Source organism: Gemmatimonadaceae bacterium, assembly GCA_020851035.1.
Lineage (GTDB): Bacteria > Gemmatimonadota > Gemmatimonadetes > Gemmatimonadales > Gemmatimonadaceae > JACMLX01.
On the sequence record JADZDM010000016.1, the window covers coordinates 1 to 22,701 of the forward strand.

Annotated in this window: 26 protein-coding genes; all 26 read left to right on the forward strand. The window is 69.8% G+C overall.

Annotated features, from left to right (window positions below):
- A partial coding sequence (locus IT355_11115; protein MCC7053807.1) for a succinate--CoA ligase subunit alpha occupies positions 1-90 on the forward strand: 90 nt, incomplete at its 5' end.
- Positions 91-193: 103 nt separating this feature from the next.
- Positions 194-607, forward strand: coding sequence for a nucleoside-diphosphate kinase (gene ndk / locus IT355_11120; GenBank protein MCC7053808.1), 414 nt, complete (start codon positions 194-196; stop codon positions 605-607).
- 90 nt (positions 608-697) lie between these two features.
- Positions 698-1,213, forward strand: coding sequence for a DUF177 domain-containing protein (locus IT355_11125; GenBank protein MCC7053809.1), 516 nt, complete (start codon positions 698-700; stop codon positions 1,211-1,213).
- Positions 1,214-1,238: 25 nt separating this feature from the next.
- Entirely contained in the window at positions 1,239-1,421 is a 183-nt protein-coding gene (rpmF, locus tag IT355_11130; GenBank protein ID MCC7053810.1) for a 50S ribosomal protein L32, read from the forward strand.
- A gap of 3 nt (positions 1,422-1,424) precedes the next feature.
- Complete coding sequence (plsX, locus tag IT355_11135; GenBank protein ID MCC7053811.1) at positions 1,425-2,441, forward strand: phosphate acyltransferase PlsX; 1,017 nt, start codon at positions 1,425-1,427, stop codon at positions 2,439-2,441.
- Positions 2,442-2,503: 62 nt separating this feature from the next.
- A complete protein-coding gene (locus IT355_11140) occupies positions 2,504-3,493 on the forward strand; it encodes a ketoacyl-ACP synthase III (protein MCC7053812.1) in 990 nt (329 codons plus the stop codon).
- The gene (fabD, locus tag IT355_11145; protein ID MCC7053813.1) at positions 3,490-4,434 is read left to right on the forward strand and encodes an ACP S-malonyltransferase; all 945 of its coding nucleotides are present in this window, start codon (positions 3,490-3,492) and stop codon (positions 4,432-4,434) included. Before IT355_11140 ends, fabD begins: the two co-directional genes overlap by 4 nt.
- A 5-nt stretch (positions 4,435-4,439) precedes the next feature.
- Positions 4,440-5,171, forward strand: a complete 732-nt coding sequence (fabG, locus tag IT355_11150) for a 3-oxoacyl-[acyl-carrier-protein] reductase (GenBank protein MCC7053814.1) — start codon at positions 4,440-4,442, stop codon at positions 5,169-5,171.
- Between the two features lie 70 nt (positions 5,172-5,241).
- The gene (locus IT355_11155; protein MCC7053815.1) at positions 5,242-5,481 is read left to right on the forward strand and encodes an acyl carrier protein; all 240 of its coding nucleotides are present in this window, start codon (positions 5,242-5,244) and stop codon (positions 5,479-5,481) included.
- The gene (fabF, locus tag IT355_11160) at positions 5,481-6,725 is read left to right on the forward strand and encodes a beta-ketoacyl-ACP synthase II (GenBank protein ID MCC7053816.1); all 1,245 of its coding nucleotides are present in this window, start codon (positions 5,481-5,483) and stop codon (positions 6,723-6,725) included. The genes IT355_11155 and fabF overlap by 1 nt, the downstream gene beginning before the upstream one ends.
- 7 nt (positions 6,726-6,732) lie before the next feature.
- Positions 6,733-7,905 carry an aminofutalosine synthase MqnE gene (gene mqnE, locus IT355_11165; protein MCC7053817.1) on the forward strand — a complete coding sequence of 391 codons (1,173 nt, stop codon included), beginning with the start codon at positions 6,733-6,735 and terminating at the stop codon, positions 7,903-7,905.
- Position 7,906: 1 nt separating this feature from the next.
- Positions 7,907-8,746 (forward strand): menaquinone biosynthesis protein, encoded by an 840-nt coding sequence (locus IT355_11170; GenBank protein MCC7053818.1) that lies wholly within the window; start codon positions 7,907-7,909, stop codon positions 8,744-8,746.
- 7 nt (positions 8,747-8,753) lie between these two features.
- Positions 8,754-9,794, forward strand: a complete 1,041-nt coding sequence (gene mqnC, locus IT355_11175) for a dehypoxanthine futalosine cyclase (GenBank protein MCC7053819.1) — start codon at positions 8,754-8,756, stop codon at positions 9,792-9,794.
- Between the two features lie 374 nt (positions 9,795-10,168).
- Positions 10,169-10,846 (forward strand): 2-C-methyl-D-erythritol 2,4-cyclodiphosphate synthase, encoded by a 678-nt coding sequence (ispF, locus tag IT355_11180; GenBank protein ID MCC7053820.1) that lies wholly within the window; start codon positions 10,169-10,171, stop codon positions 10,844-10,846.
- Positions 10,847-10,852: 6 nt separating this feature from the next.
- Positions 10,853-11,455, forward strand: coding sequence for a DedA family protein (locus IT355_11185; protein MCC7053821.1), 603 nt, complete (start codon positions 10,853-10,855; stop codon positions 11,453-11,455).
- Positions 11,452-12,357 carry a site-specific tyrosine recombinase XerD gene (gene xerD, locus IT355_11190; protein MCC7053822.1) on the forward strand — a complete coding sequence of 302 codons (906 nt, stop codon included), beginning with the start codon at positions 11,452-11,454 and terminating at the stop codon, positions 12,355-12,357. Before IT355_11185 ends, xerD begins: the two co-directional genes overlap by 4 nt.
- Positions 12,354-12,962, forward strand: a complete 609-nt coding sequence (locus IT355_11195; protein ID MCC7053823.1) for an aminodeoxychorismate/anthranilate synthase component II — start codon at positions 12,354-12,356, stop codon at positions 12,960-12,962. Before xerD ends, IT355_11195 begins: the two co-directional genes overlap by 4 nt.
- Before the next feature lie 126 nt (positions 12,963-13,088).
- Entirely contained in the window at positions 13,089-13,856 is a 768-nt protein-coding gene (gene kdsB, locus IT355_11200) for a 3-deoxy-manno-octulosonate cytidylyltransferase (GenBank protein ID MCC7053824.1), read from the forward strand.
- A complete protein-coding gene (locus IT355_11205; protein ID MCC7053825.1) occupies positions 13,853-15,529 on the forward strand; it encodes a CTP synthase in 1,677 nt (558 codons plus the stop codon). Before kdsB ends, IT355_11205 begins: the two co-directional genes overlap by 4 nt.
- 5 nt (positions 15,530-15,534) lie before the next feature.
- Positions 15,535-16,356: a 3-deoxy-8-phosphooctulonate synthase gene (gene kdsA / locus IT355_11210; protein MCC7053826.1), complete on the forward strand. Its 822-nt coding sequence runs from the start codon at positions 15,535-15,537 to the stop codon at positions 16,354-16,356.
- Positions 16,353-16,928 carry an HAD hydrolase family protein gene (locus IT355_11215; GenBank protein MCC7053827.1) on the forward strand — a complete coding sequence of 192 codons (576 nt, stop codon included), beginning with the start codon at positions 16,353-16,355 and terminating at the stop codon, positions 16,926-16,928. Before kdsA ends, IT355_11215 begins: the two co-directional genes overlap by 4 nt.
- Entirely contained in the window at positions 16,925-17,890 is a 966-nt protein-coding gene (locus IT355_11220) for a KpsF/GutQ family sugar-phosphate isomerase (protein ID MCC7053828.1), read from the forward strand. The genes IT355_11215 and IT355_11220 overlap by 4 nt, the downstream gene beginning before the upstream one ends.
- Positions 17,887-18,528, forward strand: a complete 642-nt coding sequence (lptC, locus tag IT355_11225) for an LPS export ABC transporter periplasmic protein LptC (GenBank protein MCC7053829.1) — start codon at positions 17,887-17,889, stop codon at positions 18,526-18,528. The genes IT355_11220 and lptC overlap by 4 nt, the downstream gene beginning before the upstream one ends.
- Entirely contained in the window at positions 18,525-20,012 is a 1,488-nt protein-coding gene (locus tag IT355_11230; GenBank protein MCC7053830.1) for a hypothetical protein, read from the forward strand. The genes lptC and IT355_11230 overlap by 4 nt, the downstream gene beginning before the upstream one ends.
- A gap of 452 nt (positions 20,013-20,464) precedes the next feature.
- On the forward strand, positions 20,465-21,271 hold the full coding sequence (lptB, locus tag IT355_11235) for an LPS export ABC transporter ATP-binding protein (GenBank protein MCC7053831.1): 807 nt from the start codon (positions 20,465-20,467) through the stop codon (positions 21,269-21,271).
- A 43-nt stretch (positions 21,272-21,314) separates the two neighbouring features.
- Positions 21,315-22,701: RNA polymerase factor sigma-54 (rpoN, locus tag IT355_11240; protein MCC7053832.1), on the forward strand; the 1,387-nt coding region annotated here is incomplete at its 3' end.

A 22,701-nucleotide genomic window follows, 5' to 3' on the forward strand; every position in this document is an offset into this window, starting at 1 on the left:
GCCGAGAAGCTGGAAGCGTTCGAGAAGGCCGGCATGGGCATCGCCCGGCGCCCGATGGACTTCGTCGAGCTGGTCCGGGCGCGGCTCTAGCCCCGGGCAGTTATCTTCCCGACGCGCCCGGTCACCCTGGTGACCGGGCGCGTCGTCCGTCTGCAACCGGCGCACACGCGCCTGAACCACACTGGAGCTCGGCATGGCCGGAAACCGCACCCTCACGATCATCAAGCCCGACGCCTTCGGCGCCGGCAAGGCTGGCAAGATTCTCGCGCACCTGGAGGCCCAGGGCTTCGTCCTCAAGGCCGCTCGGGTGATGCACCTGACGAAGGAAGAGGCCGGCAAGTTCTACGAAGTCCACAAGGACCGCGGCTTCTTCGGCGAGCTGGTGGATTTCATGACCTCGGGCCCCTGCATGCCGATGGTCCTCGAGAAGGGCGACGCCGTGGCCGCCCTGCGCGCCGCGATCGGCTCCACCGATCCGGCCGAGGCCGCCGAAGGCACGGTCCGGAAGCTCTTCGCGGAGTCCAAGGGGCGGAACGCCATCCACGCGTCGGACTCGGATGAGAATGCCGCAGTCGAGGCCGCCTTCTACTTCCCCGGCCTGGCCTGATCCGGCGCCCCGCGCCACGCCGGGGCAGCAGGTGAGCTAAGTGACGGAGCCGTGGGCACTTGATCGCTGCCCCCGGCTCGTCTATTTTCCGTGGCTATGCTGTCAGTGGATCTCCGGAGTCTCGAAGGGCAGGCCGTACAGGTTGACGGGGCGATCGATCCCGCTGATCTCGTCTGGACTGACGTCGCGACCCGGCCCAGTTCGCCGGTGACGGTACAGGGTCGTCTCTCGCGCGCCGGGGAAGGGCGGTACTACTTCACCGGCGAGTTCGAGGGGTCGGCGGTTGGTGAATGCACCCGGTGCCTCACGGAGGTGCTGGTGAGGGCAGGCGATGCGATCCAGTGTCTGTTCGTCGAGTCGGACGAGGACGGGCTGGACGATGACCCTGATGTGTTCCTGCTGGACAGCAAGTCACGCAGCATCGATCTGCGTCCGGCAGTCCGCGAAGGATGGATCCTTGCAGTCCCGTCCTTCGTGTTGTGCCGTGATGATTGCAAAGGCCTGTGTCCGACCTGCGGTGTCGACCGCAACACGACGCCCTGCACGTGTGCCGCCAACGGTGACGCACGCTGGGACGCGCTCCGTGAGCGCACAGCCGAGTCCTGATTCGTCTTATACCGGGAAGTGACCCATGGCCGTACCGAAGCGCAGGACATCCAAGCAGCGCAAGCGTCTCCGCAACACCCACAAGGTTGCGCCGCGGATCGTCATCCAGAAGTGCCCCCAGTGCTCCAGCATGAAGCGGCCGCACCGCGTGTGCGACGAATGCGGGTACTACGGCGGTGAGCAGCGGATCGCGGCCCGGGAAGGCTGACCCTTGGCCCGGATCGCCCTGGATGCGATGGGAGGCGACTTCGCCCCCCACGCACCGGTGGGTGGCGCGCTCCTCGCACTCGCCGATCTCGCGCCTGAACACCGCATCCAGCTGATCGGCCGCGCCGCCGAGGTGTCCGCCGCGCTCGACGCGGCCCTCGCCGGCGAGTACGCAGCCTGCGCGCCCCATCGCGCGCGCATCGAGATCATCGATGCCCCCGAGGTCATCGGCATGGCCGACAAGCCCACGGCTGTCTTGCGCCGCCCGGACTCGTCCATGGCCGTCGGCCTGCAGCGCCACGCCGACGGGCTGGCCGATGCGTTCGTCAGCGCCGGCAACACCGGCGCCCAGATGGCCGCGTCCGTCAAGCTCCTCAAGCTGCACGGTGAGCTGAAGCGCCCCGCCATCGGCACGATCTTCCCCACCGAGTTGCACACCCTCGTCGTGCTCGACAGCGGCGCCAACGTGGATTGCAGCCCGGAGGAGCTGGTGCACTTCGCCCGGCTCGGACTGGTCTACGCCGAGGACATCCTCGGCCGCGAGAATCCCGCCGTCGGCCTGCTGAGCATCGGGGAGGAGCCGGAGAAGGGGAATGCCGCCGTCAAGGAGGCGAACAAGCTGATCGCCGCCTCGGGGATGCACTTCGTCGGCAACGTCGAGGGACGCGACGTGGCGGCCGGACGCTGCGACCACGGCCCGTTCGACGTCGTCGTCTGCGACGGCTTCACCGGCAACGTCATCCTGAAGTTCTACGAGGGCCTGGCGCCGATCCTGATCAGCATGACCGCCCGAGCGGCCGGCGCCGACCCGAAGGAACTGCTCAAGGGCCTCGCGCACCTGGACTACTCCAACTATGGCGGGGCACCGCTGCTTGGGGTGCAGGGCGTGAGCATCATCGCGCACGGCAAGTCGTCGCCGCGTGCCATCAAGAACGCCGTCAAAGTCGCCGTCCGGGCGGTCGAGTCGCGCATGTCCGAGCACATCGGACGCCGCCTCGCCGTGGCGGCGTCCGCGGCCTGACGACATGCAGCGCCGGCACACCGTCCACACGGTGCACCGGCGCCCGGTCGGGAATTGAGGCCATGAAGCGACCCATTGCGGCACTCACCGGCACGGGCTACAGCGTCCCGCGGCACGTCATGACCAACCATGACTTCGCCGCCATGGGCATCGAGACCTCGCACGAGTGGATCGTCGAGCGCTCCGGCATCGTGCAACGCCACATCGCGCGCGATGGCGAGTCCACCTGCAGCATGGCCGCCGACGCCGCCCGGAAGGCGATGCAGAAGGCGGGCATCACCGCCGCCGAGATCGACGCGATCATCCTCTCCACCGCCACGCCGGACCGCCTGCTCCCCGCCACCGCCGTGGATGTGCAGGCGGCCCTCGGCGCCACCCGCGCCGCCGCCTTCGACCTCTCGGCGGCGTGCAGCGGGTGGCTCTACGGGCTCACCGTGGCGGAGGGGCTGATCGCGGCCGGCACGATCGAGACGGCCCTGGTGGTCGGCTCCGAGAAGATGAGCGCGATCGTGGACTGGCAGGACCGCAGCACCGCGGTGCTCTTCGGCGACGGCGCCGGCGCCGCGATCGTGCGGCGCAGCGACGGGAAGCGCGGCATCCTCTCCGCCTTCCTCCGCAGCGACGGCCAGCTCGCCGAACTGCTCTGGCGTCCCAGTGGCGGGGCGCGGCAGCCGTTCAGCCTCCCCGTGCTCGAGGATCGTTCGTCGTACGTGCAGATGGCCGGGCGCGAGGTGTTCCGCCACGCCGTGCGGTCGATGGCCGAGGCCTGCGACCGCGCCCTCGACGGCGCGCGGCTCACGGGCAAGGACATCGACCTGCTCATCCCGCACCAGGCGAACGTGCGCATCATCGAGGCCACCGCGAAGCACGCGAACGTCCCGATGGACAAGGTCTACGTGAACGTGAACCGGTTCGGCAACACCTCGTCCGCCTCGATCGGCATCGCGCTCGACGAGGCCATCAGCGCCGGCCGCGTGCGCTCCGGAGACACCGTGCTCCTCTGCGCCTTCGGCGCCGGCTTCACCTGGGGATCCATGGTGGTGCGCCTGTGACCGAGTACGCACTCGTATTTCCCGGCCAGGGCTCGCAGAAGCCGGGCATGGCGCAGGACCTCGTGGCCGCCTTCCCGGTGGCAGCGGAGACCTTCCGCGTCGCCGACGCCGCGCTCGGGTTCCCGCTCTCGACGCTCTGCTTCGAGGGCCCGGCCGAGACCCTGATGGAGACGCACAACGCCCAGCCGGCGCTGCTGACGCACGGCGTGGCGGTGTGGCGCATCCTCACCGCGCACCTCGGCGCCCGCGTCTGCTGCGCGGCGGGGCACTCGCTGGGCGAGTTCACGGCGCACGTGGCGGCCGGCACCCTCGACTTCGAGACCGCCGTGCAGCTCGTGCGCACGCGCGGTGAGCTGATGCAGGCCGCCGGCGTCGAGCGCCCCGGGGCGATGGCCGCGATCCTCGGCGACATCGACGTGCGGGTGCGCGAACTCTGCGAGCAGGCCTCGCGCGAGGCCGGCGCCGTGGTGCCGGCGAACTTCAACTCACCCGGCCAGGTGGTGGTCTCGGGTGAGGTGGCCGGCGTGGAGCGCCTGATCGAGCTGGCGAAGGAGCATGGCGCGCGGAAGTGCATGCGCCTGCACGTGAGCGGGGCGTTCCACTCGCCGCTGATGGACGCCGCGCGGCCGGGCTGGGACGCGGCACTGGCGGGCGCGCCGATGCACAACGCCACCGTCCCGGTGTATGCGAACGTGACCGGCCGGCAGGTGATGATCGCGAAGCAATCGCGCCGGCTCCTCGGCGCGCAGCTGACGTCGCCGGTCCGCTGGACCGAGACGATCCGGAACATCGTCGAGGACTTTCCGGGGATCACCTTCATCGAGCTCGGTCCGGGCCACGTCCTCAGCGGACTCATCCGTAAGATCTCTCCCGAGTCCGTCGTGCTGCCCGCCGGGACCGCCGCGCACCTCGACGCCATCCTTTCGCCACAGGCAGCCTGATGCAGATCGACTTGAGCGGGAAGGTGGCCCTCGTCACGGGGAGCACGCGCGGCATCGGGCGTGCGATCGCCGAGACCCTCGCCGGCGCCGGGGCGCGCGTGGCCGTCGTCGGCCGCGACCTGCCGCGCGCCGAGGCCGCCGCCGCGGAGATCGGGCACGGCGCCCGCGGGTTCGCCTGCGACGTGAGCGAGGTGGCGCAGGTGACCGCGCTCGTGGCCGATGTGGAGGCCGCCTTCGGCACCCTCGACATCCTCGTGAACAACGCCGGCCTCACGAAGGACAACGTCATCATGCGCCTCAAGGACGAGGACTGGGACGCGGTGCTCGATGCCAACCTGCGCGGCGCGTTCGCGAGCATCCGCGCGGCCTCGCGCGGCATGATGAAGCGGCGCAGCGGGCGGATCATCAACATCAGCAGCGTCGTGGGCGTGATCGGCAACCGCGGGCAGGCCAACTATGCCGCCAGCAAGGCGGGGCTGATCGGGCTCACGAAGTCGGTCGCCAAGGAGCTGGCCTCGCGCAACATCCTCTGCAACGCCGTCGCCCCGGGCTTCATCGCCACCGACATGACGGCGGCGCTCGGCGACGACCAGCGGAAGGCCCTCGAGGGGCAGATTCCGCTGGAGCGGCTGGGCAGCCCCGCCGACATCGCGTCGGCGGTGGCGTTCCTGGCCTCGGACCATGCCGCCTACATCACCGGGCAGGTGCTCGTGGTGGATGGCGGCATGGTGATGTAACGTTCGACCCACGGGCCGCGCACCGGCCCCGACTGACCCACCCACGCATCAACCAGCGCACGGAGCGGAAATGGCGGACCATACGGAGAAGGTGAAGACCATCATCGAGCGCGAACTCGGCGTCGAGCGCGACAAGCTCACGAACGAGGCGAGCTTCATCGAGGATCTCGGGGCGGACAGCCTGGACATCGTCGAGCTCGTGATGGAGTTCGAGAAGGAATTCGACATCGACATCCCGGACGAGGATGCCGAGAAGCTCCGCACGGTCGGTGATGCGCTCGGCTACCTGAATTCCAAGGTGCAGGGCTGATGAGGTCTCGTCGGGTCGTCGTCACCGGGCTCGGGTGCCTCACGGCCGTCGGCAACGACGTGGCGACGACCTGGGAGGCGCTCCGCGCCGGCAGGAGCGGCGGGGGGCCGATCACGCGCTTCGACGCCGAGAAGTTCTCCACCCGGTTCGCGAACGAGGTGAAGGCGTTCGACGTCTCGCAGTACATGGACCGCAAGGAGGCGAAGCGCGCGGACCTCTACACCCAGTACGCGGTGGCGGCCTCGGTGCAGGCGATGCGCGACGCCGGCCTCGCCGAGGGCGGCTTCGATCCCGACCGCTGCGGCGTGATCATCGGCAGCGGCATCGGCGGCCTGAAGACGATGGAGGACCAGCACACGAACTACGTGACCGCCGGCCCGAAGCGCATCTCGCCGTTCTTCGTCCCGATGTACATCGTCGACATCGCCGCCGGCGTGGTGTCGATGCAGTTCAACTGCCGCGGCCCGAACTTCGCCACCGTCTCGGCGTGTGCCACCAGCGCCCACGCGATCGGCATGTCGATGCGCACGATCATGTACGGCGACGCCGACCTGATGCTCGCGGGCGGGTCGGAGGCGGCGGTGACACCGATGTCGGTGGGTGGCTTCGCCAGCATGGGGGCGCTCTCCAGCAACAACGACGACTTCATGCACGCGTCGCGCCCGTTCGACGCCACCCGCGACGGCTTCGTGCTCGGCGAGGGGGCCGGCGTGGTGTTGCTCGAGGAGCTCGAGCATGCGAGGCGCCGCGGGGCGCACATCTATGGCGAGGTGGTGGGCTACGGTGCCACCGGCGACGCCCACAGCCTCACCGGCCAGCCGGATGCCCACGAGGGCCTCCAGCGCTCGATGAAGCTGGCGCTGAAGGATGCGGGGCTGACCACCGCCGACGTGCAGTACATCAACGCCCACGGAACTTCCACGCCGCTCAACGATTCAAATGAGTGCCGGGCGATCCGGGCCGTCTTCGGTGCCCATGCCGATGCGCTGAGCGTGAGCTCGACGAAGTCGGCCACCGGGCACATGCTTGGCGCGGCCGGGGCGGTGGAGTTCATTGCCTGCACCCTGGCCATCCGCGACGGCATCATCCCGCCGACGATCAACTACACCACCCCCGATCCCGAGTGCGACCTGGACGTGACGCCGAACACGGCGACGGTACGCCCGGTCGAGGTGGCGGTGAGCAACAGTTCGGGTTTCGGTGGCCACAACGTGTCCATCGCGGTCCGACGATTCCAGGAGTAGTTCCTGCATGATGGCCGTGCCCGCAGTCTCCCCCGACCGCTTGCGCGATCCCGCGCTGGTCCCGATCGCGGAGAAGGTGCGCCGCGGCGAGCGACTGACGGGCGCGGATGCCATCACGCTGTACCGGACGCCCGACCTGCTCGGCCTCGGCCACCTGGCGGACGCGGCCAACCGCGCGCGCCACGGCGACGTGGTCACGTTCGCGTCCAACCAGCACATCAACCCGACCAACATCTGCGTGCTGCGGAAGACCTGCGTCTTCTGCGGCTACGCACGGCTGCCGAAGGAGGAGGGCGCATACCGCTATTCGCTCGAGCAGGTGCTCGGGGAGGCGGCCCAGGCCACCGACAGCATGACCCGCGAGTTCCACATCGTCGGCGGGCTCGACATGCAGGCCGGGCTGGAGTACTACACCACGATGTTCCGCGCGCTCAAGGCGGCACATCCGCAGGTGCACATCAAGGCACTCACGGCGGTCGAGATCGCGCACATCGCACGGATCGAGAAGCGGTCGTGGACCGAGGTGCTGGTGGCGCTGCGCGAGGCCGGGCTGGACACCATGCCCGGCGGCGGTGCCGAGACGTTCAGCGCCGCCGTGCGCGACGTCATCGCCGACAAGAAGCTGGGTGGCGCGGACTACATCGGGGTGCACCGCGCGGCGCACCAGCTCGGGATCCGCACGAACTGCACGATGCTGTACGGGCACATCGAGTCGACCGAGGACCGCGTCGAGCACCTGGCGATGCTCCGGGCCCTCCAGGATGAGACCGGCGGCTTCCTCGCCTTCATCCCGCTCGCCTACCACCCGGACGACAACGAGCTGGGCGCCACGCTCGGCCGGCAGGGCAGCGGCACCACCGGGTTCGACGACCTGCGCAACCTCGCCGTCGGCCGGCTTTTCCTGGACAACATCGCACACATCAAGTCGCACTGGATCATGGTGTCGCCGTCGCTCACCCAGGTCTCGCTGGCGTTCGGCGTCAACGACATCGAGGGGACCGTGGTGCGGGAGAAGATCTATCACGCCGTCGGGGCGCAGACCCAGCAGGGCATGTCGCTGGAGGAGCTGCTGCGGCTGATCCGCGGCGCCGGAAAGCAGCCGGCGGAGCGGGACTCGTTCTACCGCGTGCTGCGCACGTTCGAGCCCGCCGCGACGGACGCCATCGGCGCGGCGGCCTGAGATGCTGCGCGTCGGCCGCATCCAGTACATCAACACCTACCCGGTGTACGGCGCCGTCGATCGCGGGCTCGTGCCGCTCGACGCCACGATGGTGGACGGGGTGCCGACCGCGCTGAACGCGATGATGTACGACGGCTCGATCGACGTCAGCGTCATCAGCGCCGTGGAGTACGCGATGCACGCCGAGCGCTACCTGCTGCTGCCCGACCTCGCGATCACCAGCGACGGGCCGGTGCGCAGCGTGATGCTCTTCAGCAAGCGCCCGGTGTCGGACCTCGGCGGCCGCACCGTGCTCGTGTCGCGGAGCAGCATGACGTCGGTGGAGCTGCTCGCACTCCTCTTCCGCGAGCGCTGGGGCGTGGAGCCGGTGCTGGTGCCCTCCGATGCCGAGAGCGCGGACTTTGCCCACTTCGGCGCCGAGGAGCACGAGGCGCGGCTGGTGATCGGTGACGCGGCGCTGCTGCTCTCGTCGGGCACCCACCCCGCCAGCCGCGCGTACCCGTTCCATGTGGACCTGGGCCTCGAGTGGAAGGAGTGGACGGGGCTGCCGTTCGTGTTCGCCGTCTGGGTCGCGCAGCGGACCGTTCCGGTGGCCGCGGCGCTGGCCGTGCACGCGGCGCTGATCGAGTCCCGTGACTGGGGCGTCGCGCACCTCCCGGTGCTGGCGGAGCAGGCCGCCGTCACCACCGGCGTCCCGCGGGACACCTGCCTCGCGTACTTCGCGGGCCTCGACTACCGGCTGTCCCTCCCGCACCTGCGGGGCCTGACCGAGTTCTATCGCCGCCTCGATGCCATCGGTCGCGTGCCGGCGCGTCCGCTCGTCTTTCTCTCTGCGGCCTGAGGGCCCCATGCGCGATCTCCTCGACTTCTACACCAACGCCCCGCTGCTCGACCTCGGCCTCGAGGCCGACCGGATCCGCGAGCGCCTGCACCCCGAGGGCGTGGTCACGTACATCGTCGACCGCAACATCAACTACACGAACGTCTGTGTGGCCGACTGCGGGTTCTGCGCCTTCTACCGGCGCCCGAAGCACCACGAGGGCTACACGCTCTCGTTCGAGGAGATCGGCCTGAAGATCGAGGAGACGAAGGCGCTCGGCGGCGTCCAGATCCTCATCCAGGGCGGGCACAACCCCTACATCCCGTTCGAGTGGTACCTCGACCTCCTGCGCTATATCAAGCGGAACCACCCGATCCATGTGCACGGCTTCAGCCCGAGCGAGGTGGACTTCTTCGCCACGCTCTTCCGCATGGAACCGCGTGACGTGATCCGCGAGCTCAAGTCGGCTGGCCTCGACTCGATTCCCGGCGGCGGCGGCGAGATCCTCGTGCAGCGCGTGCGGGACTACGCGGCACCGAAGAAGGCGGGGGCGGATCGCTGGCTCGACATGATGGAGATCGCCCACCAGGAGGGCATGAAGACCTCGGTGACGATGATGTACGGCCTGGGCGAGACGCTCGCCGAGCGCCTCGAGCACCTCGAGCGCGTGCGCGCACTGCAGGCCCGCACCGGCGGCTTCACCGCCTTCATCACCTGGCCGCTGCAGCCGGAGAACACCCCGGAGTTCTCGCACATGCAGAAGACCGACGCCACCGAGTACCTGCGCACCGTCGCCATCAGCCGCATCGTGCTCGACAACGTGCCGAACCTGCAGAGCAGCTGGGTCACGATGGGGATGAAGGTGGGCCAGATGGCCCTCCGATTCGGCTGCAACGACTTCGGCTCGCTGATGATCGAGGAGAACGTCGTCTCGGCCGCGAACACCACCTACAGCACCACCACGGCCGAGCTCGAGCGCCTCATCCACGACGCGGGCTTCACCGCCTCGCGGCGGCGGCAGGACTACTCACTGCTGCCGACCGCGCCAGAAGCCGCTGCCGCCGCCTGACCGCGCCACACCACCGCCGTCCGTCATCGTCCCCGACACTCCCGCTCATGCCGCCCGTCCGGTTCCAGCCCTCCGCCCGCAAGGCCATCGACTTCGCGATGGTCGAGATGGAGCGCGTCGGTGATCCCGTGCTCACCTCGCTGCACCTGCTCCTCGGCCTGCTCGAGCCGGCAGCGGACGGCTCGATGGCGGCGCTGCGGCTGCTGGGCGTGAACCCGGCGGCGCTGCAACTCGATGCGCGCCGCGACATCCACCTTGCCCGCACCGGCGCGCTGCCGCCGGAGGTCGACGAGGCCCCCGAACTGTTGCTCGAGCGCGCAGGGCGCATCTCGGAGCAGTGCGGGGCGAACGACATCTCCGACGCCGACATGCTGATGGCCGCGGCGCAGGACCAGCGCACCTGGGCCGGCAGGCTGCTGGCGGCATCCGGGGTGACCCCGCCGCTCCTCTGGGGTGTCTTTCCCGAGGCACGTGGGGTGCTCCGCCAGCCCGGCGCCCCGGATCCGCTGTCCGGCATCGAGATCCTCGACGTCACGTTCCCGCCGGCGTTCACGCCGGCGCTCCCGGTCCGCACCGGCATCGGATATGACTCGCACCGCTTCGGCATCGGCGGGCCGATGGTGCTCGGCGGGATCGAGATCCCGGGTGACATCAAGCTCGTCGGGCACTCCGACGCCGATGCGGTCTGCCATGCCCTCACCGATGCCGTGCTCGGCGCTGCCGGCGCGGGGGACATCGGCGAGCTGTTCCCCGACACCGATCCGGCGAACCGCGGCCGCAACTCGATCGAGATGCTGCGCCTGGCGTGCGCGAGCGCCGAACAGCGCGGCTGGCGCGTGGCCCAGGTCGACGTGACGGTGATCGTGGAGCGCCCCAAGCTGCTGCCCTACCGGGATGCGATGCGGGCGTCGCTGGCGCACGCGCTGGGCCTGCCGGGTGAGAGTGTGAGCGTGAAGGCGAAGACCAACGAGGGGATGGGGTGGGTCGGCCGCGGCGAAGGGCTCGCGTGCATGGCCGTGGCGACGCTCATCCCGGTCCGCACCGCGAACTGAGCCGGCGTGGAGGCATTGCTGCAGTGGCTGGCGTCGCTCCCGCCGCTGGCGCTGTACCTCGCGCTGGCGGTCACCGCGGCCGCCGAGAACGTCTTTCCGCCGCTGCCGGCTGACACGGTCGTCGGCGTCGGCAGCTTCCTTGCGGCGCGCGGCAGTGGCTCGCTGGTGGGTGCCGCAGTCTCGATCTGGGCCGGCAACCTGCTCGGCGCCGTCGGCATGTACCTGGTGGGCCGTCGCTACGGCAGCGGAGCGCTGATGAAGCGCCTGGGCGGCGCCGACGCCGAGGCGCGGGTGGCGGCGCTGTATGCGCGGTATGGCATCTGGGCGCTCTTCGTGAGCCGGTTCCTGCCGGGCGTGCGCGCTATCGTGCCGCCGTTCGCCGGTGCCTTGCGCATCCCGCTGGCACAGGCGCTGCCGGTGATGGCGGTGGCGTCCGCGATCTGGTACGGCACCATCGCCTGGCTCGGCTTCCGGTTCGGGCAGAACGTGGACCAGCTACAGGCACTCATCGGCCGGGCCACGCGCACCTCGGGCCTCATCGCCGTGGCCATCGTGGCGGTCGCCGTGGCCGTGATCTGGTGGCGTCGCCGCGCCGCGGGCCGGCCATGACGGCCACCCAGCACCCGCTGCGGTACGCGGACGCGTGGCTCGACGCCCTCACGCTGGAACAGGGCTCGTCGCCGCGCACGATCGAGGCGTACTCCGGAGACCTCCACCGCCTCCACGAGTACCTCGAGACGAAGGGTGGACCACCCCCGGACCAGATCGACGCCCGCATGCTCCGGGGCTTCATCCACCATCTCGTGGACCTGGGCCTGGCGCCGGCGTCGGTGAGCCGGATGGTGAGTGCGGTGCGCGGCTTCTACAAGTTCCTCGTGGGCGAGTCCTACATCACGCACGACCCGAGCGGACAGCTCGAGACACCGAAGAAGTGGCGCACGCTGCCGGACGTGCTCTCGCCGGATGAGGTGGACCGGATCATCGGCGCGATCTCGCTGGACGAGCGCCTGGCGTTCCGGGACCGCGCCCTGCTCGAGGTGGCGTACGGGGCAGGGCTGCGCGTGAGCGAGTGGATCTCGCTCGGCATCGGCGACGTGCACATCGACGAGCGCATCGTGCGCGTGACCGGGAAGGGCAACAAGCAGCGGCTGGTGCCGATCGGGCGTCGCGCGCTGACGGCAGTGGCGATCTACATGCGCGAGCTGCGGCCATCGCTGGTGCACGGAGCGCCCACCGCCACGCTCTTCGTCAATGCGCGCGGCGGCCCGCTCTCGCGCATGGGCGCGTGGAAGCTGCTGCGGAAGTACGTCGACGCGGCGGGGATCACGACCCATGTCACGCCGCACACCTTGCGCCATTCCTTCGCGACGCATCTGTTGGAGGGCGGCGCCGACCTCCGGGCCGTGCAGGACATGCTCGGCCACGCCGACATCGCCACCACCCAGCTCTACACGCACGTGGACCGGAGCTACCTCCAGCAGGTCCACCGCCAGTTCCATCCGCGCGCATGATCCTCGTCATCGACAACTACGACTCGTTCACCTGGAACCTCGTGCAGTACTTCGGCGAGATGGGTGAGGTGCCCGACGTGCGGCGGAACGACGCGCTGACGGTGGACGAGGTCGGCGCGCTGCAGCCCGAGGCGATCATCCTCTCACCCGGCCCCTGCACGCCGGCCGAGGCCGGCATCACGGTGCCGGTGATCCAGCGATGGGGGGCGTCGATCCCCATCCTCGGCGTCTGCCTCGGCCACCAGGCGATCGGCGAGGCGTATGGTGGCCGTGTGGTGCGCGCCGACCGGGTCATGCATGGGAAGACGTCCGATCTCGTGCATGACGGCACGGACCTGTTCGCGGGCCTGCCGTCGCCGCTGCGGGTGATGCGGTACCACTCGCTGGTGGTGGAGCCGGCCACGCTGCCGGCCACCCTCGAGGTCACGGCCCGCGCCACCGACTCGGCGACGGAGATCCACGCGCTTCGACACCGCCACCATCCGGTCTGGGGTGTCCAGTTCCACCCGGAATCGGTGCTGACGCAGGAGGGCAAGGCGCTGCTGCGCAACTTCCTGGCGCTGGCCCGCGCCGGCTCGGCGAACCCATCCGTTCCGCGCGCCTGATCGGTCGTCCCCGAAGGCGAATGCAGCAGGTATGTCTCGCGCTCGTCGCTGCCATTGCCATTGCGGTTGAAGGGTCTACGTTACTGGAATGATTCTTGCCGCTAGCGATCCGACGAGGGGTCTCGCGTGAGGGTACTCGCGATCATTCCTGCCCGACGTGGCGCGACGCGGCTGCATGACAAGCCGTTGCGGTTGCTGGGTGGGTCTCCTCTCGTCGTGCGTGTCTGGGAGCGTGTCGTCGGTCTCGACGTCGCCCAGCGTACGGTCGTCGCCACCGATGATGCCGAGATCGTGGAGATCATCGAGCGAGCCGGCGGCACCGCGGTTCTGACCCGCGCCGACCATGCGTCCGGCACCGATCGGGTGGCCGAGGTCGCGGCACGGCCGGAATTCGCCGACGCCGACGTGATCCTCAATATTCAGGGCGACGAGCCCTTCATTGACGAGCTCGCTGTTCGTGGTGCGGTTCAGGTCGTCGTGAGCGGTGCGGCGCCCATCGGGACCGCCGCCGTGCCCGTGGCGCCGGATGCCCTCGGGCGCCCGGACTGCGTGAAGGTCGTCTGCGCGGACGACGGCCGGGCGCTCTACTTCTCGCGCGCCCCGATCCCGTTCCTGCGCGATGCCTCGGACGCCAGCGTGCTCGCCCCGCTCGTCCGCCAGCACCTTGGCATCTACGCCTACACCCGCGATGCGCTCCGGCGCTGGGTGGCGCTCCCGCTGCACCCGCTCGAGCAGGTCGAGCGACTCGAACAACTGCGCCCGCTCGCGGCCGGCATCCCGATCGGGGTGGCGAGCGCCGCGCCGGTGCCCGTCGGTGGCATCGACACCGAGGACGACCTGGTGCGCGCCAATGCGCACTGGGATTCCATTCACGCCGTACGGAGCCCCGCATGAGCGCGCTCGCACAACCGCAGCAGCCCACCAAGTTCATCTTCGTGACCGGCGGTGTCGTCTCCTCGCTGGGCAAGGGCATTGCGGCGGCGTCGCTGGGGCGGCTGCTGGTGGCGCGCGGGTTGCGCGTCACGATGATGAAGTTCGACCCGTACCTGAACGTCGATCCCGGGACCATGTCGCCGTTCCAGCACGGCGAGGTGTTCGTCACCAAGGATGGCGCCGAGACGGACCTCGACCTCGGGCACTACGAGCGGTTCCTCGACCGGTCGCTGAGCCAGGCCAACAACATCACCACCGGCCGCATCTACTCGAACGTCATCAACAAGGAACGCCGCGGCGAGTACCTCGGCTCCACGGTGCAGGTGATCCCGCACATCACCGACGAGATCAAGGGCGCCATCAAGCGCATCGCGCCGGACAACGACGTCGTGATCTGCGAGATCGGCGGCACGGTCGGCGACATCGAGTCGCTGCCGTTCCTCGAGGCCATCCGCCAGTTCCGCACCGAGGTGGGGAAGGCGAACGCGATGTTCGTGCACCTCACCCTCGTGCCGTACATCGCGGCCGCGGGCGAGGTGAAGACCAAGCCCACCCAGCACTCCGTGCGCGAGCTGATGGAGATCGGCATCCAGCCCGACTTCCTCATCTGCCGCACCGAGCGCCCCCTCGGCGACGACACCAAGCGGAAGATCGCGCTCTTCTGCAACGTCGACTTCGGCAACGTGATCGAGAGCCGCGACGTGCCGACGATCTACCAGATTCCCCTGTCGTTCCGCGAGCAGGGCTTCGATGCCCGTGTCATGGCGCGCCTCGGCCTGCCGGAGGCGGCGGACCCGGACCTCGGCCAGTGGCGCGAGATCGTGCGCCGGATCACGAAGCCGGCGCAGCGCGTGCGCATCGCGGTCGTGGGCAAGTACACCGACTTCGTGGACAGCTACAAGAGCGTGCAGGAGTCGCTCATCCACGGCGGCATCGCGCACGATGCGGGCGTCGACATCGCCTGGCTCTCGAGCGACCGCTTCACGGACCACGAGACGGCGCGGGCCCTGCTCTCGGAGTACGACGGGCTGCTGGTGCCGGGCGGCTTCGGCGTGCGCGGCGTGGAGGGCATGGTCGAGGCCATCCGTGCCGCCCGCGAGCTCCGGATCCCGTTCTTCGGCATCTGCCTCGGCATGCAGGTCGCGATCATCGAGTTCGCGCGCCACGTCGCCGGCCTGCCGGAGAGCCACTCGTCGGAGTTCGCACCCGAGTGCGAGCATCGCGTGATCTCCTTGCTCGAGTCGCAGCAGGGCGTGAAGGACATGGGTGGCACGATGCGGCTGGGAGCCTACCCGTGCGTGCTGCAGCCCGGGTCGCGCGCGGCCACCGCCTACGGCGCCGCCGAGGTCAGCGAACGGCACCGGCACCGGTACGAGGTGAGCAACCAGTACCGCGACCTCTTCACCGAGAAGGGCATGGTGCTGAGCGGCCTCTCGCCCGACGGGTCGCTGGTCGAGATCATCGAGCTCGCCGACCACCCGTGGTTCGTGGGCTGCCAGTTCCACCCCGAGCTGCAGTCGCGTCCGACCCGCCCCCATGCGCTGTTCGCCGGCTTCATCGGCGCCTCGCTGCGCGAGCAGCGCGCGCGGGGCGTCGACAGCGGCGAGGCCTCGGCGGCGGTCTCCGGCAACTGAGGATCATGCACGACGCAATTCTGTTCCCACCTGATCGGCTCTTCCTGATCGCCGGCCCCTGCCAGGCTGAGGATGACGCGCTGAACCTGCGCGTCGCCGAGGTGCTGGCGCGCGTGGCCGAGCGCGTGCCCGGCGGCGTGATCTTCAAGGCGAGCTTCGACAAGGCGAACCGCTCGAACGCCGGCGCCACGCGGGGCCTCGGCCTCGACCGCGGCCTCGAGGCGCTCGCCACCGTGCGTCGCGAGACCGGCCTGCCGGTCCTCACCGACGTGCACCTGCCGGAGCAGTGCGCGCCGGCGGCCGAGGTCTGCGACGTGCTTCAGGTCCCCGCCTTCCTCTGCCGGCAGACCGACCTGCTCGAGGCCGCGGGCCGCACCGGTCGCCCGGTGAACATCAAGAAGGGGCAGTGGCTGCAGCCCGAGGGGATGACGGGCGCCGTCAGCAAGGTGCGCGCGGTGTCGCCGCATGGCGCGGCTGCACCACTCGCCGTCACCGAGCGCGGCACCTTCTTCGGCTACGGTGACCTCGTCGTGGACATGCGCAACTTCCCGCGGATGCGCGAGGCGACCGGCGTGCCGGTGATCTATGATGCCACGCACAGCGTGCAGCAGCCGGGCCGCGGGAACGGCGGCGCCAGCGGCGGCCTGCGCGAGTTCATCCCACCGCTGCTGTTCGCGGCGCTCGCGGCCGGCGCGCAGGGCCTCTTCATCGAGACGCACCCCGATCCCGACCATGCGCCGAGCGACGGCCCGAACATGGTGCCGTTGCGCGACTTGCCCGCACTCATCGACCGCGCCCTCGAGTCCTGGGCACTGGCGCGCCGATGATCGATCCCGCACTCGCGCGCCGCATCGCCCTCGTGGCCTTCGACGTGGACGGCACGCTCACCGACAATGGCGTCTACATCGGCGCCGGCACCGGGGGCGCGACGGGCGAGCGCCTCGAGCTGAAGCGCTTCGACATCCAGGACGGACTCGGCATCGTGATGCTGCGCCGGGCGGGGATCGTCGTGGCGTTCATCTCCGCGCGCCACTCCGAGGCGACCACGCTGCGTGCCGCGGAACTCGGCGTGACGCTGGTGCGGCAGGGGAAGGGGCTCCGCAAGGTGCCGGAGCTCCAGGCCATCGCCACCGCGCACGGCATCCCGCTCGGGGACATCGCCTTCATGGGCGACGACCTTGCCGACATCGCGGTGATGCAGCAGGTGGGGCTGGGCGTGGCGCCACGGAATGCGGTGGCCGAGGTCAGCGCGGTGGCCACCCTGCAGCTCACCCGCGAGGGTGGCCGTGGCGCGGTGCGCGAGTTCGCCGAGCTGCTGCTGCGGGCGCGCGGCGAGTGGGATCGCCTCGTGGCGGACTACGTCGCGGACAGTGCGCGGGTCGAGGCGGAGGTCGCGTGACGGAGACCGACCTCGTCGCCCGCGGCCTCCGCGTGCTGCGACTCGAGCGGGAGGCCATCGCGGCCGTCGAGTCGCGGCTGGATGCGCGCTTCGCCCATGCCGTGCTGCTGATCGCGAAGTCACGCGGACGCGTGATCGTGGCCGGCGTCGGCAAGTCGGGGCTGATCGGCCGGAAGATCGCGGCGACGCTGACCTCCACCGGCACGCCGGCAACGTTCCTGCACCCGGTGGAGAGTGTCCACGGCGACCTCGGCATCGTGGGCCCGGAGGACGTCGCGATCCTGCTGTCGAAGAGCGGCGAGACGTCGGAGATGCTGCCGCTCCTGCAGGAGCTGAAGCGACTCGGCGTCGGCGTCATCGCGATCACCGGCGACGTGCGCTCCACGCTCGGGCGTGCCGCCGATGCGGTGCTCGATGCCGGTGTGCTGGAGGAGGCCTGCCCGCACGACCTGGCACCCACCACCAGCACGACGGCAGCGCTGGCGCTGGGTGATGCGCTCGCCGTCGCGCTGCTCGAGCACAAGGGCTTCCGGCGCGAGGATTTCGCGCGGCTGCATCCCGGCGGCGCGCTCGGCAGGAAGCTGCTCACCACCGTGGCCGAGGTGATGGAGGACGAACATCTTCCGGTGTTGCCGGTAACAGCCACCATGCGTGAAGCCATCCTCCCCCTCGCCGAGCGTCGCGGCCTCGTGGTGCTCAGCACCGGTGACGGCGCGGTGAGCGGCGTGGTGACGGCAGGCGACCTTGCCCGCCTGCTCGAGCGGAGCGGCGACCCCTTCGCGGTGCCCGTGGCCGACGTCATGACGCGCACGCCGCGCACCGCGCGGTCGGACGAACTGGCCAGCGGCGTGGTCTTCCGCATGGAGCGCTTCGGCATCATGGCGATGCCGGTGCTGGGCCCGGACGACCGGCTCGCCGGCATCGTGCACCTGCACGACCTGCTGCGCGCGGGGGTGGCATGATGCGGCGCGTGGCGTGCGGCGGTGTCCTGGCACTGGCAGTGCTGGCCGGCTGCCAGAAGCCGACCGGCGCTGCGCCGGCGCGCGTGGCCACCACCGCCGATTCCGCCGACCAGGTGATGTTCGGGATGAACATGATCCTCACCGACCGCGGCGTGCAGCGCGCCGAGCTGAAGGCCGACACCGGCTACTTCTTCGACGAGAACACGCGGTTCGAGCTGCGGATGGTGAACACCACGTTCTTCAACAAGGACGGCAGCCGCAGCGGCGTGCTCACCTCGAGGCGCGGCACCTACAACACGCGCGCCAACGTCATGGAGGCGCGCCAGAACGTCGTCATCATCGGCGCCGACGGCAAGCGGCTCACCTCCCCCATGGTGCGCTTCGAGCAGTTCCGCAACACGATCGTCTCGGACAGCCCGTTCGTGCTGGTGGAAGGGGAGCGGCGGCTCGAGGGCATCGGCTTCGAGAGCGACCCGCAGATGCTGAACGTCAAGGTGCGCCAGCTCTCGCGTGGCACCGGCGTCCGCATCGTGCTGCCCTCGGGCCCGGGTGCTGCGCCGACGTTCCAGTCGGACTCCGCAGCCCGCACGCCGTCGCCGGCCGCTGCGGCTCCCACCGCCACCAAGGTGAAGCAGTGATCCGCGGCGCCGCCATCGCGCGGACCATCGGCGTGGCGCTGCTGCTGGCGCCGGCACTCGCGCCGTCGCTGCGCGCGCAGGCACCCGGCGGCCGCTGCAACATCGAGCTCACGCCGGCCAATGATTCCCTGCGCCTCACCACCACCGCCTCCACGCCGAATGGGCCGCGCAACGTCTTCGTCGGCGGTCGGGTGCTCGCGAAGTGCATCAACCAGGACGTGCGCCTCCTGGCTGACAGCGCCGAGTGGTACCAGCAGGCGCAGGTGCTCTACCTGATCGGGAACGTCCGGTACAGCGAGCCGCGCGCACGCGTGAGCAGCGACCTGATGACCTACTTCCAGGCGGACGAGCGCCTGCTCGCCACCGGCAGCGTGGAGGCGACGCTGCCGAGCGGCTCGGTGATGCGCGGACCGCAGGCGACGTACTTCCGCGCGGTGCGCGGCCTGCGGCCGGCGGCACGGCTGGAGGCGGTGCAGCGTCCACGGCTGTGGCTTTCGCAACGCGACTCGGTGGGGAAGAGCACGGAGCCGGTGCAGGTGACCGCCAACCAGATCACGACCGACAACGATTCGCTCGTCTACGCCGGCGGCCAGGTGGAGATCACGCGCAGTGACCTCGATGCGCGCAGTGACTCGGCCTTCCTCGACAGCGGGCACGAGCTGGCGCGCCTCATGATCAAGCCGGTGATCATCGGCAAGGGCGAGCGTGGCTACACGCTGCGCGGCCGGCAGGTGGAGCTCTACACCCGCAACCGCGTGGTGCAGCGCGTGCTGGCGCAGGCCGAGGCGCGGGTGACCAGCGAGGACCTCCTGCTCACGTCGGACACGATCGACCTGCGTGTGGACCGGAACCGGGCGCAGGCCGCCTTCATCTGGGGCGCTTCCCGCGCGCGCGCCGTGTCACCCGACCGCGACCTCATCGCCGACTCCATGGCCGTGCGGATGCCCGACCAGCAGCTGCGCGAGGTGCGGGCCTTCCGCCATGCCGTCGCGACCACGATGCCCGACACCGCCACCGTCCGATCCGGCGAGAAGGACTGGCTGAAGGGAGACACGATCCTGGCCTTCTTCGACTCCACCGCGCGGACCGCGCCGGCGCGCGCGGCCGGCGCCGCCCCGGCACCGACCGCGGATTCCGCGCGCAAGCCACAGCTGCGGGAGATGCAGGCGATCGGCCGGGCGAGCGCGCGCTATCAGGTCGCTGCCGAGGGTGGCACACCCGAGCGGCCGGGCATCAACTATTCGCGCGGCGATCGCATCAGTGTCGTGATGGATTCCGGCGGGGTGTCCCGCGTCCAGATCGATGAGCATGCCGTCGGCGTCTATCTCGAGCCGATCCGGGACTCGCTCACCGTGCCGCGTGCCCCCGCCGACAGCGCGTCGCCACCCGCGCCGGCGCAACCGCCTGCACCGACGGCTCCCGCCACCCGGCCGGCGAGCCGGCCGCCGGTGGTGCCACCACGCTCGAGCCAGGGCCGCCCGTGATCGATACGCCGACCTCCGGCCCGCCCGACGACGAACTGCCGCCGCGACTGCGCGCGATCGTGGAGCATTTCGCCCCACACGACCGCGGGCCAGTGATGGCCATGCATGCACTCATCGCAGCCGCCGATGACGCCGGCTTCGCGCGCTTCGGCGAGGTGGCCCGGATCTACCGCGAGGACTACCTGCTGCTCGAACGCGCGAGTGGCCGGGATGCCGACCGGGCGGCCGAGACGCTGAGCCTGGACCAGGTGCGTGCGCACCTGAAGGACACGCTCCTGCCACGGCTGCGCGCCGATGACGTGATCGCGCTGCCGGCGGGCGGGGTCGAGGCGCCGGGGGCGAGGATCCAGATCCTCGGCGGCGTCTGGGCGCAGGTCAAGGATCGCCGCGAGAAGGTGACCGCCGAGTTCAAGCGGCGCACCACCGAGGTCGTCCGCGTGCAGACGGGCCGCGTGCCGGCGTTCACGCCGGTCACCCAGTCGAAGCTGACGAGCCGGCTCGAGGCGAAGTCGCTGGTCAAGACCTACAAGAAGCGCAGCGTGGTCAACGACGTGGCGCTGCACCTGCGCCAGGGCGAGATCGTCGGGCTCCTCGGCCCGAACGGCGCCGGCAAGACGACGACGTTCTACATGATCGTCGGGCTGATCCAGCCGCAGAGCGGGCAGATCCTGCTCGATGGCGCCGACATCACGTCGATGCCGATGTACAAGCGTGCCCGCAACGGCATCGGCTACCTCTCGCAGGAACCGTCGATCTTCCGCAAGCTGACCGTGGAGGAGAACATCCTCGCGATCCTCGAGACCCTGCCGATCAACAAGGCGGAGAAGGCGGCCCGGCTGGAGCGGCTTCTTGACGAGCTCAGCATCAAGCATCTGCGGAAGAGCAAGGCCTATGCGCTGTCCGGCGGTGAGCGGCGGCGGCTCGAGATCACCCGGGCCCTCGTGACCGAGCCCAAGTTCATGATGCTGGACGAGCCCTTCGCGGGCGTCGATCCGATCGCCGTGCACGACATCCAGACCATCGTGGCCGGGTTGCGTCACCGCGGGATAGGCGTCCTCATCTCGGACCACAACGTGGAGCAGACGCTCGACATCGTGGACCGGGCCTACATCATGTTCGACGGCCAGGTCAAGGTGTCGGGGACCGTGCGCGAACTGGTCTTCGACGATACGGTCGCCGAGCTGTACCTCGGCCCCACGCTGGCGGCGCGCCTTCGTGAGCGCTTCGCCCGCGACGAAATCCGGCTGGGAGAACAGTGACGATGCCTGGCATGCGCGACGTGGCGCGAGCGGGAGGCCTGCGATGAGCGGCTACAAGACGGGGCTCAGCCAGAGCACGTCGATGCGGCAGGAGATGAAGGTCAATCCACGCCTCTACCAGGCGATGGACCTTCTCTACATGCCCCTGCTCGACCTGCAGCAGCACTTGCAGCAGGAGCTGCTGATCAACCCGTTCCTGGAGCTCGTCCCGGAAGACGAGGACAGCGCGGAAGGGGAGGAGGCCATCGAGGTCGCGACGCCGGAGGAGCAAAAGGCCGACAACACCGATGAGATGGACTGGCAGAAGATCCTCGAGGACGGCTTCGAGACCGGGGGCCGCAAGGAGGAATTCGAGGAGCGCGAGTACATCGAGCCGGTGACGGTGATGGCGCGCGACCTCACGGACCACCTGCGCGACCAGGTCCAGATGCTCGAGCTCGATCCCCGGCAGGAATTCCTCGCGGATGAGTTCGTTGGCAACATCAACGAGGATGGCTACCTCGGCTGTGAGCTTGGCGACATCCTCACCGGCGTCAACAGTGCCGTCCGCAAGGCCGCAGAAGCCGTCGGCCGCGACGATGCCGAGCTGCCCTGGTTCACCATCGAGGAAGTCGAGGCGATGCTGCCGATCATCCAGCAGCTCGACCCGCCGGGCGTCGGCGCGAGGAACCTGCGCGAATGCCTCCTCCTCCAGCTGGCCATGGAGGACAAGGCCGGCAGTGTGGCCTACGCCCTCGTGCGTGACGGCTTCGACGAGCTGATCGGCCACCGGTGGAGCGAGCTCGCCAAGCGCTTCGGCATCCCGGTGTCGGAGGTGCAGGACGTGGCCGACCAGATCGCGAAGCTCGACCCCAAGCCGGGCCTCAAGTTCGCGCCGGACAACGAGCACTACATCATCCCCGACCTCGTCGTCGACAAGGTGGACGGCCGCTACGTCGTCTACCTCAACGACGGCAACCTGCCGCGCCTGAAGCTCAGCCGCACCTACCAGGACATCGCCCGCGACAAGAAGAAGTACGACGCCGAGAGCAAGGACTTCATCGCCAACAAGATGAATTCCGCGCACTGGATGATCCAGGCGATCGAGCAGCGCCGCCAGACCATGCTCAAGGTCATGAACTACATCGTCGAGCGGCAGCGCGACTACTTCGAGAAGGGCGTCCAGTACCTCAAGCCGCTGACCCTCCGCGAGGTGGCCGAGGTCATCGGGATGCACGAGTCGACCGTGAGCCGCGTCACCAACGAGAAGTTCGTGCAGACGCCGCGGGGCGTGCTGCCGCTCAAGTTCTTCTTCTCCTCGGGGCTCAGCACCACCGGAGGGGAGGACGTCTCGGCACGCGGCATCAAGGACCAGATCCAGAAGCTGGTGGAAGGCGAGGATCCGAAGAACCCGCTCACCGACCAGGCCATCGTCGCCATCCTGCAGGACC

Coding starts and splice junctions, on each gene's coding strand:
- ndk (MCC7053808.1), top strand. CDS start 194: ATGGCCGGAAACCGCACCCTCACGATCATCAAGCCCGACGCCTTCGGC.
- rpmF (MCC7053810.1), top strand. CDS start 1,239: ATGGCCGTACCGAAGCGCAGGACATCCAAGCAGCGCAAGCGTCTCCGC.
- IT355_11140 (MCC7053812.1), top strand. CDS start 2,504: ATGAAGCGACCCATTGCGGCACTCACCGGCACGGGCTACAGCGTCCCG.
- IT355_11155 (MCC7053815.1), top strand. CDS start 5,242: ATGGCGGACCATACGGAGAAGGTGAAGACCATCATCGAGCGCGAACTC.
- fabF (MCC7053816.1), top strand. CDS start 5,481: ATGAGGTCTCGTCGGGTCGTCGTCACCGGGCTCGGGTGCCTCACGGCC.
- mqnE (MCC7053817.1), top strand. CDS start 6,733: ATGATGGCCGTGCCCGCAGTCTCCCCCGACCGCTTGCGCGATCCCGCG.
- IT355_11170 (MCC7053818.1), top strand. CDS start 7,907: ATGCTGCGCGTCGGCCGCATCCAGTACATCAACACCTACCCGGTGTAC.
- mqnC (MCC7053819.1), top strand. CDS start 8,754: ATGCGCGATCTCCTCGACTTCTACACCAACGCCCCGCTGCTCGACCTC.
- ispF (MCC7053820.1), top strand. CDS start 10,169: ATGGCCGCGGCGCAGGACCAGCGCACCTGGGCCGGCAGGCTGCTGGCG.
- xerD (MCC7053822.1), top strand. CDS start 11,452: ATGACGGCCACCCAGCACCCGCTGCGGTACGCGGACGCGTGGCTCGAC.
- IT355_11195 (MCC7053823.1), top strand. CDS start 12,354: ATGATCCTCGTCATCGACAACTACGACTCGTTCACCTGGAACCTCGTG.
- IT355_11205 (MCC7053825.1), top strand. CDS start 13,853: ATGAGCGCGCTCGCACAACCGCAGCAGCCCACCAAGTTCATCTTCGTG.
- kdsA (MCC7053826.1), top strand. CDS start 15,535: ATGCACGACGCAATTCTGTTCCCACCTGATCGGCTCTTCCTGATCGCC.
- IT355_11215 (MCC7053827.1), top strand. CDS start 16,353: ATGATCGATCCCGCACTCGCGCGCCGCATCGCCCTCGTGGCCTTCGAC.
- lptC (MCC7053829.1), top strand. CDS start 17,887: ATGATGCGGCGCGTGGCGTGCGGCGGTGTCCTGGCACTGGCAGTGCTG.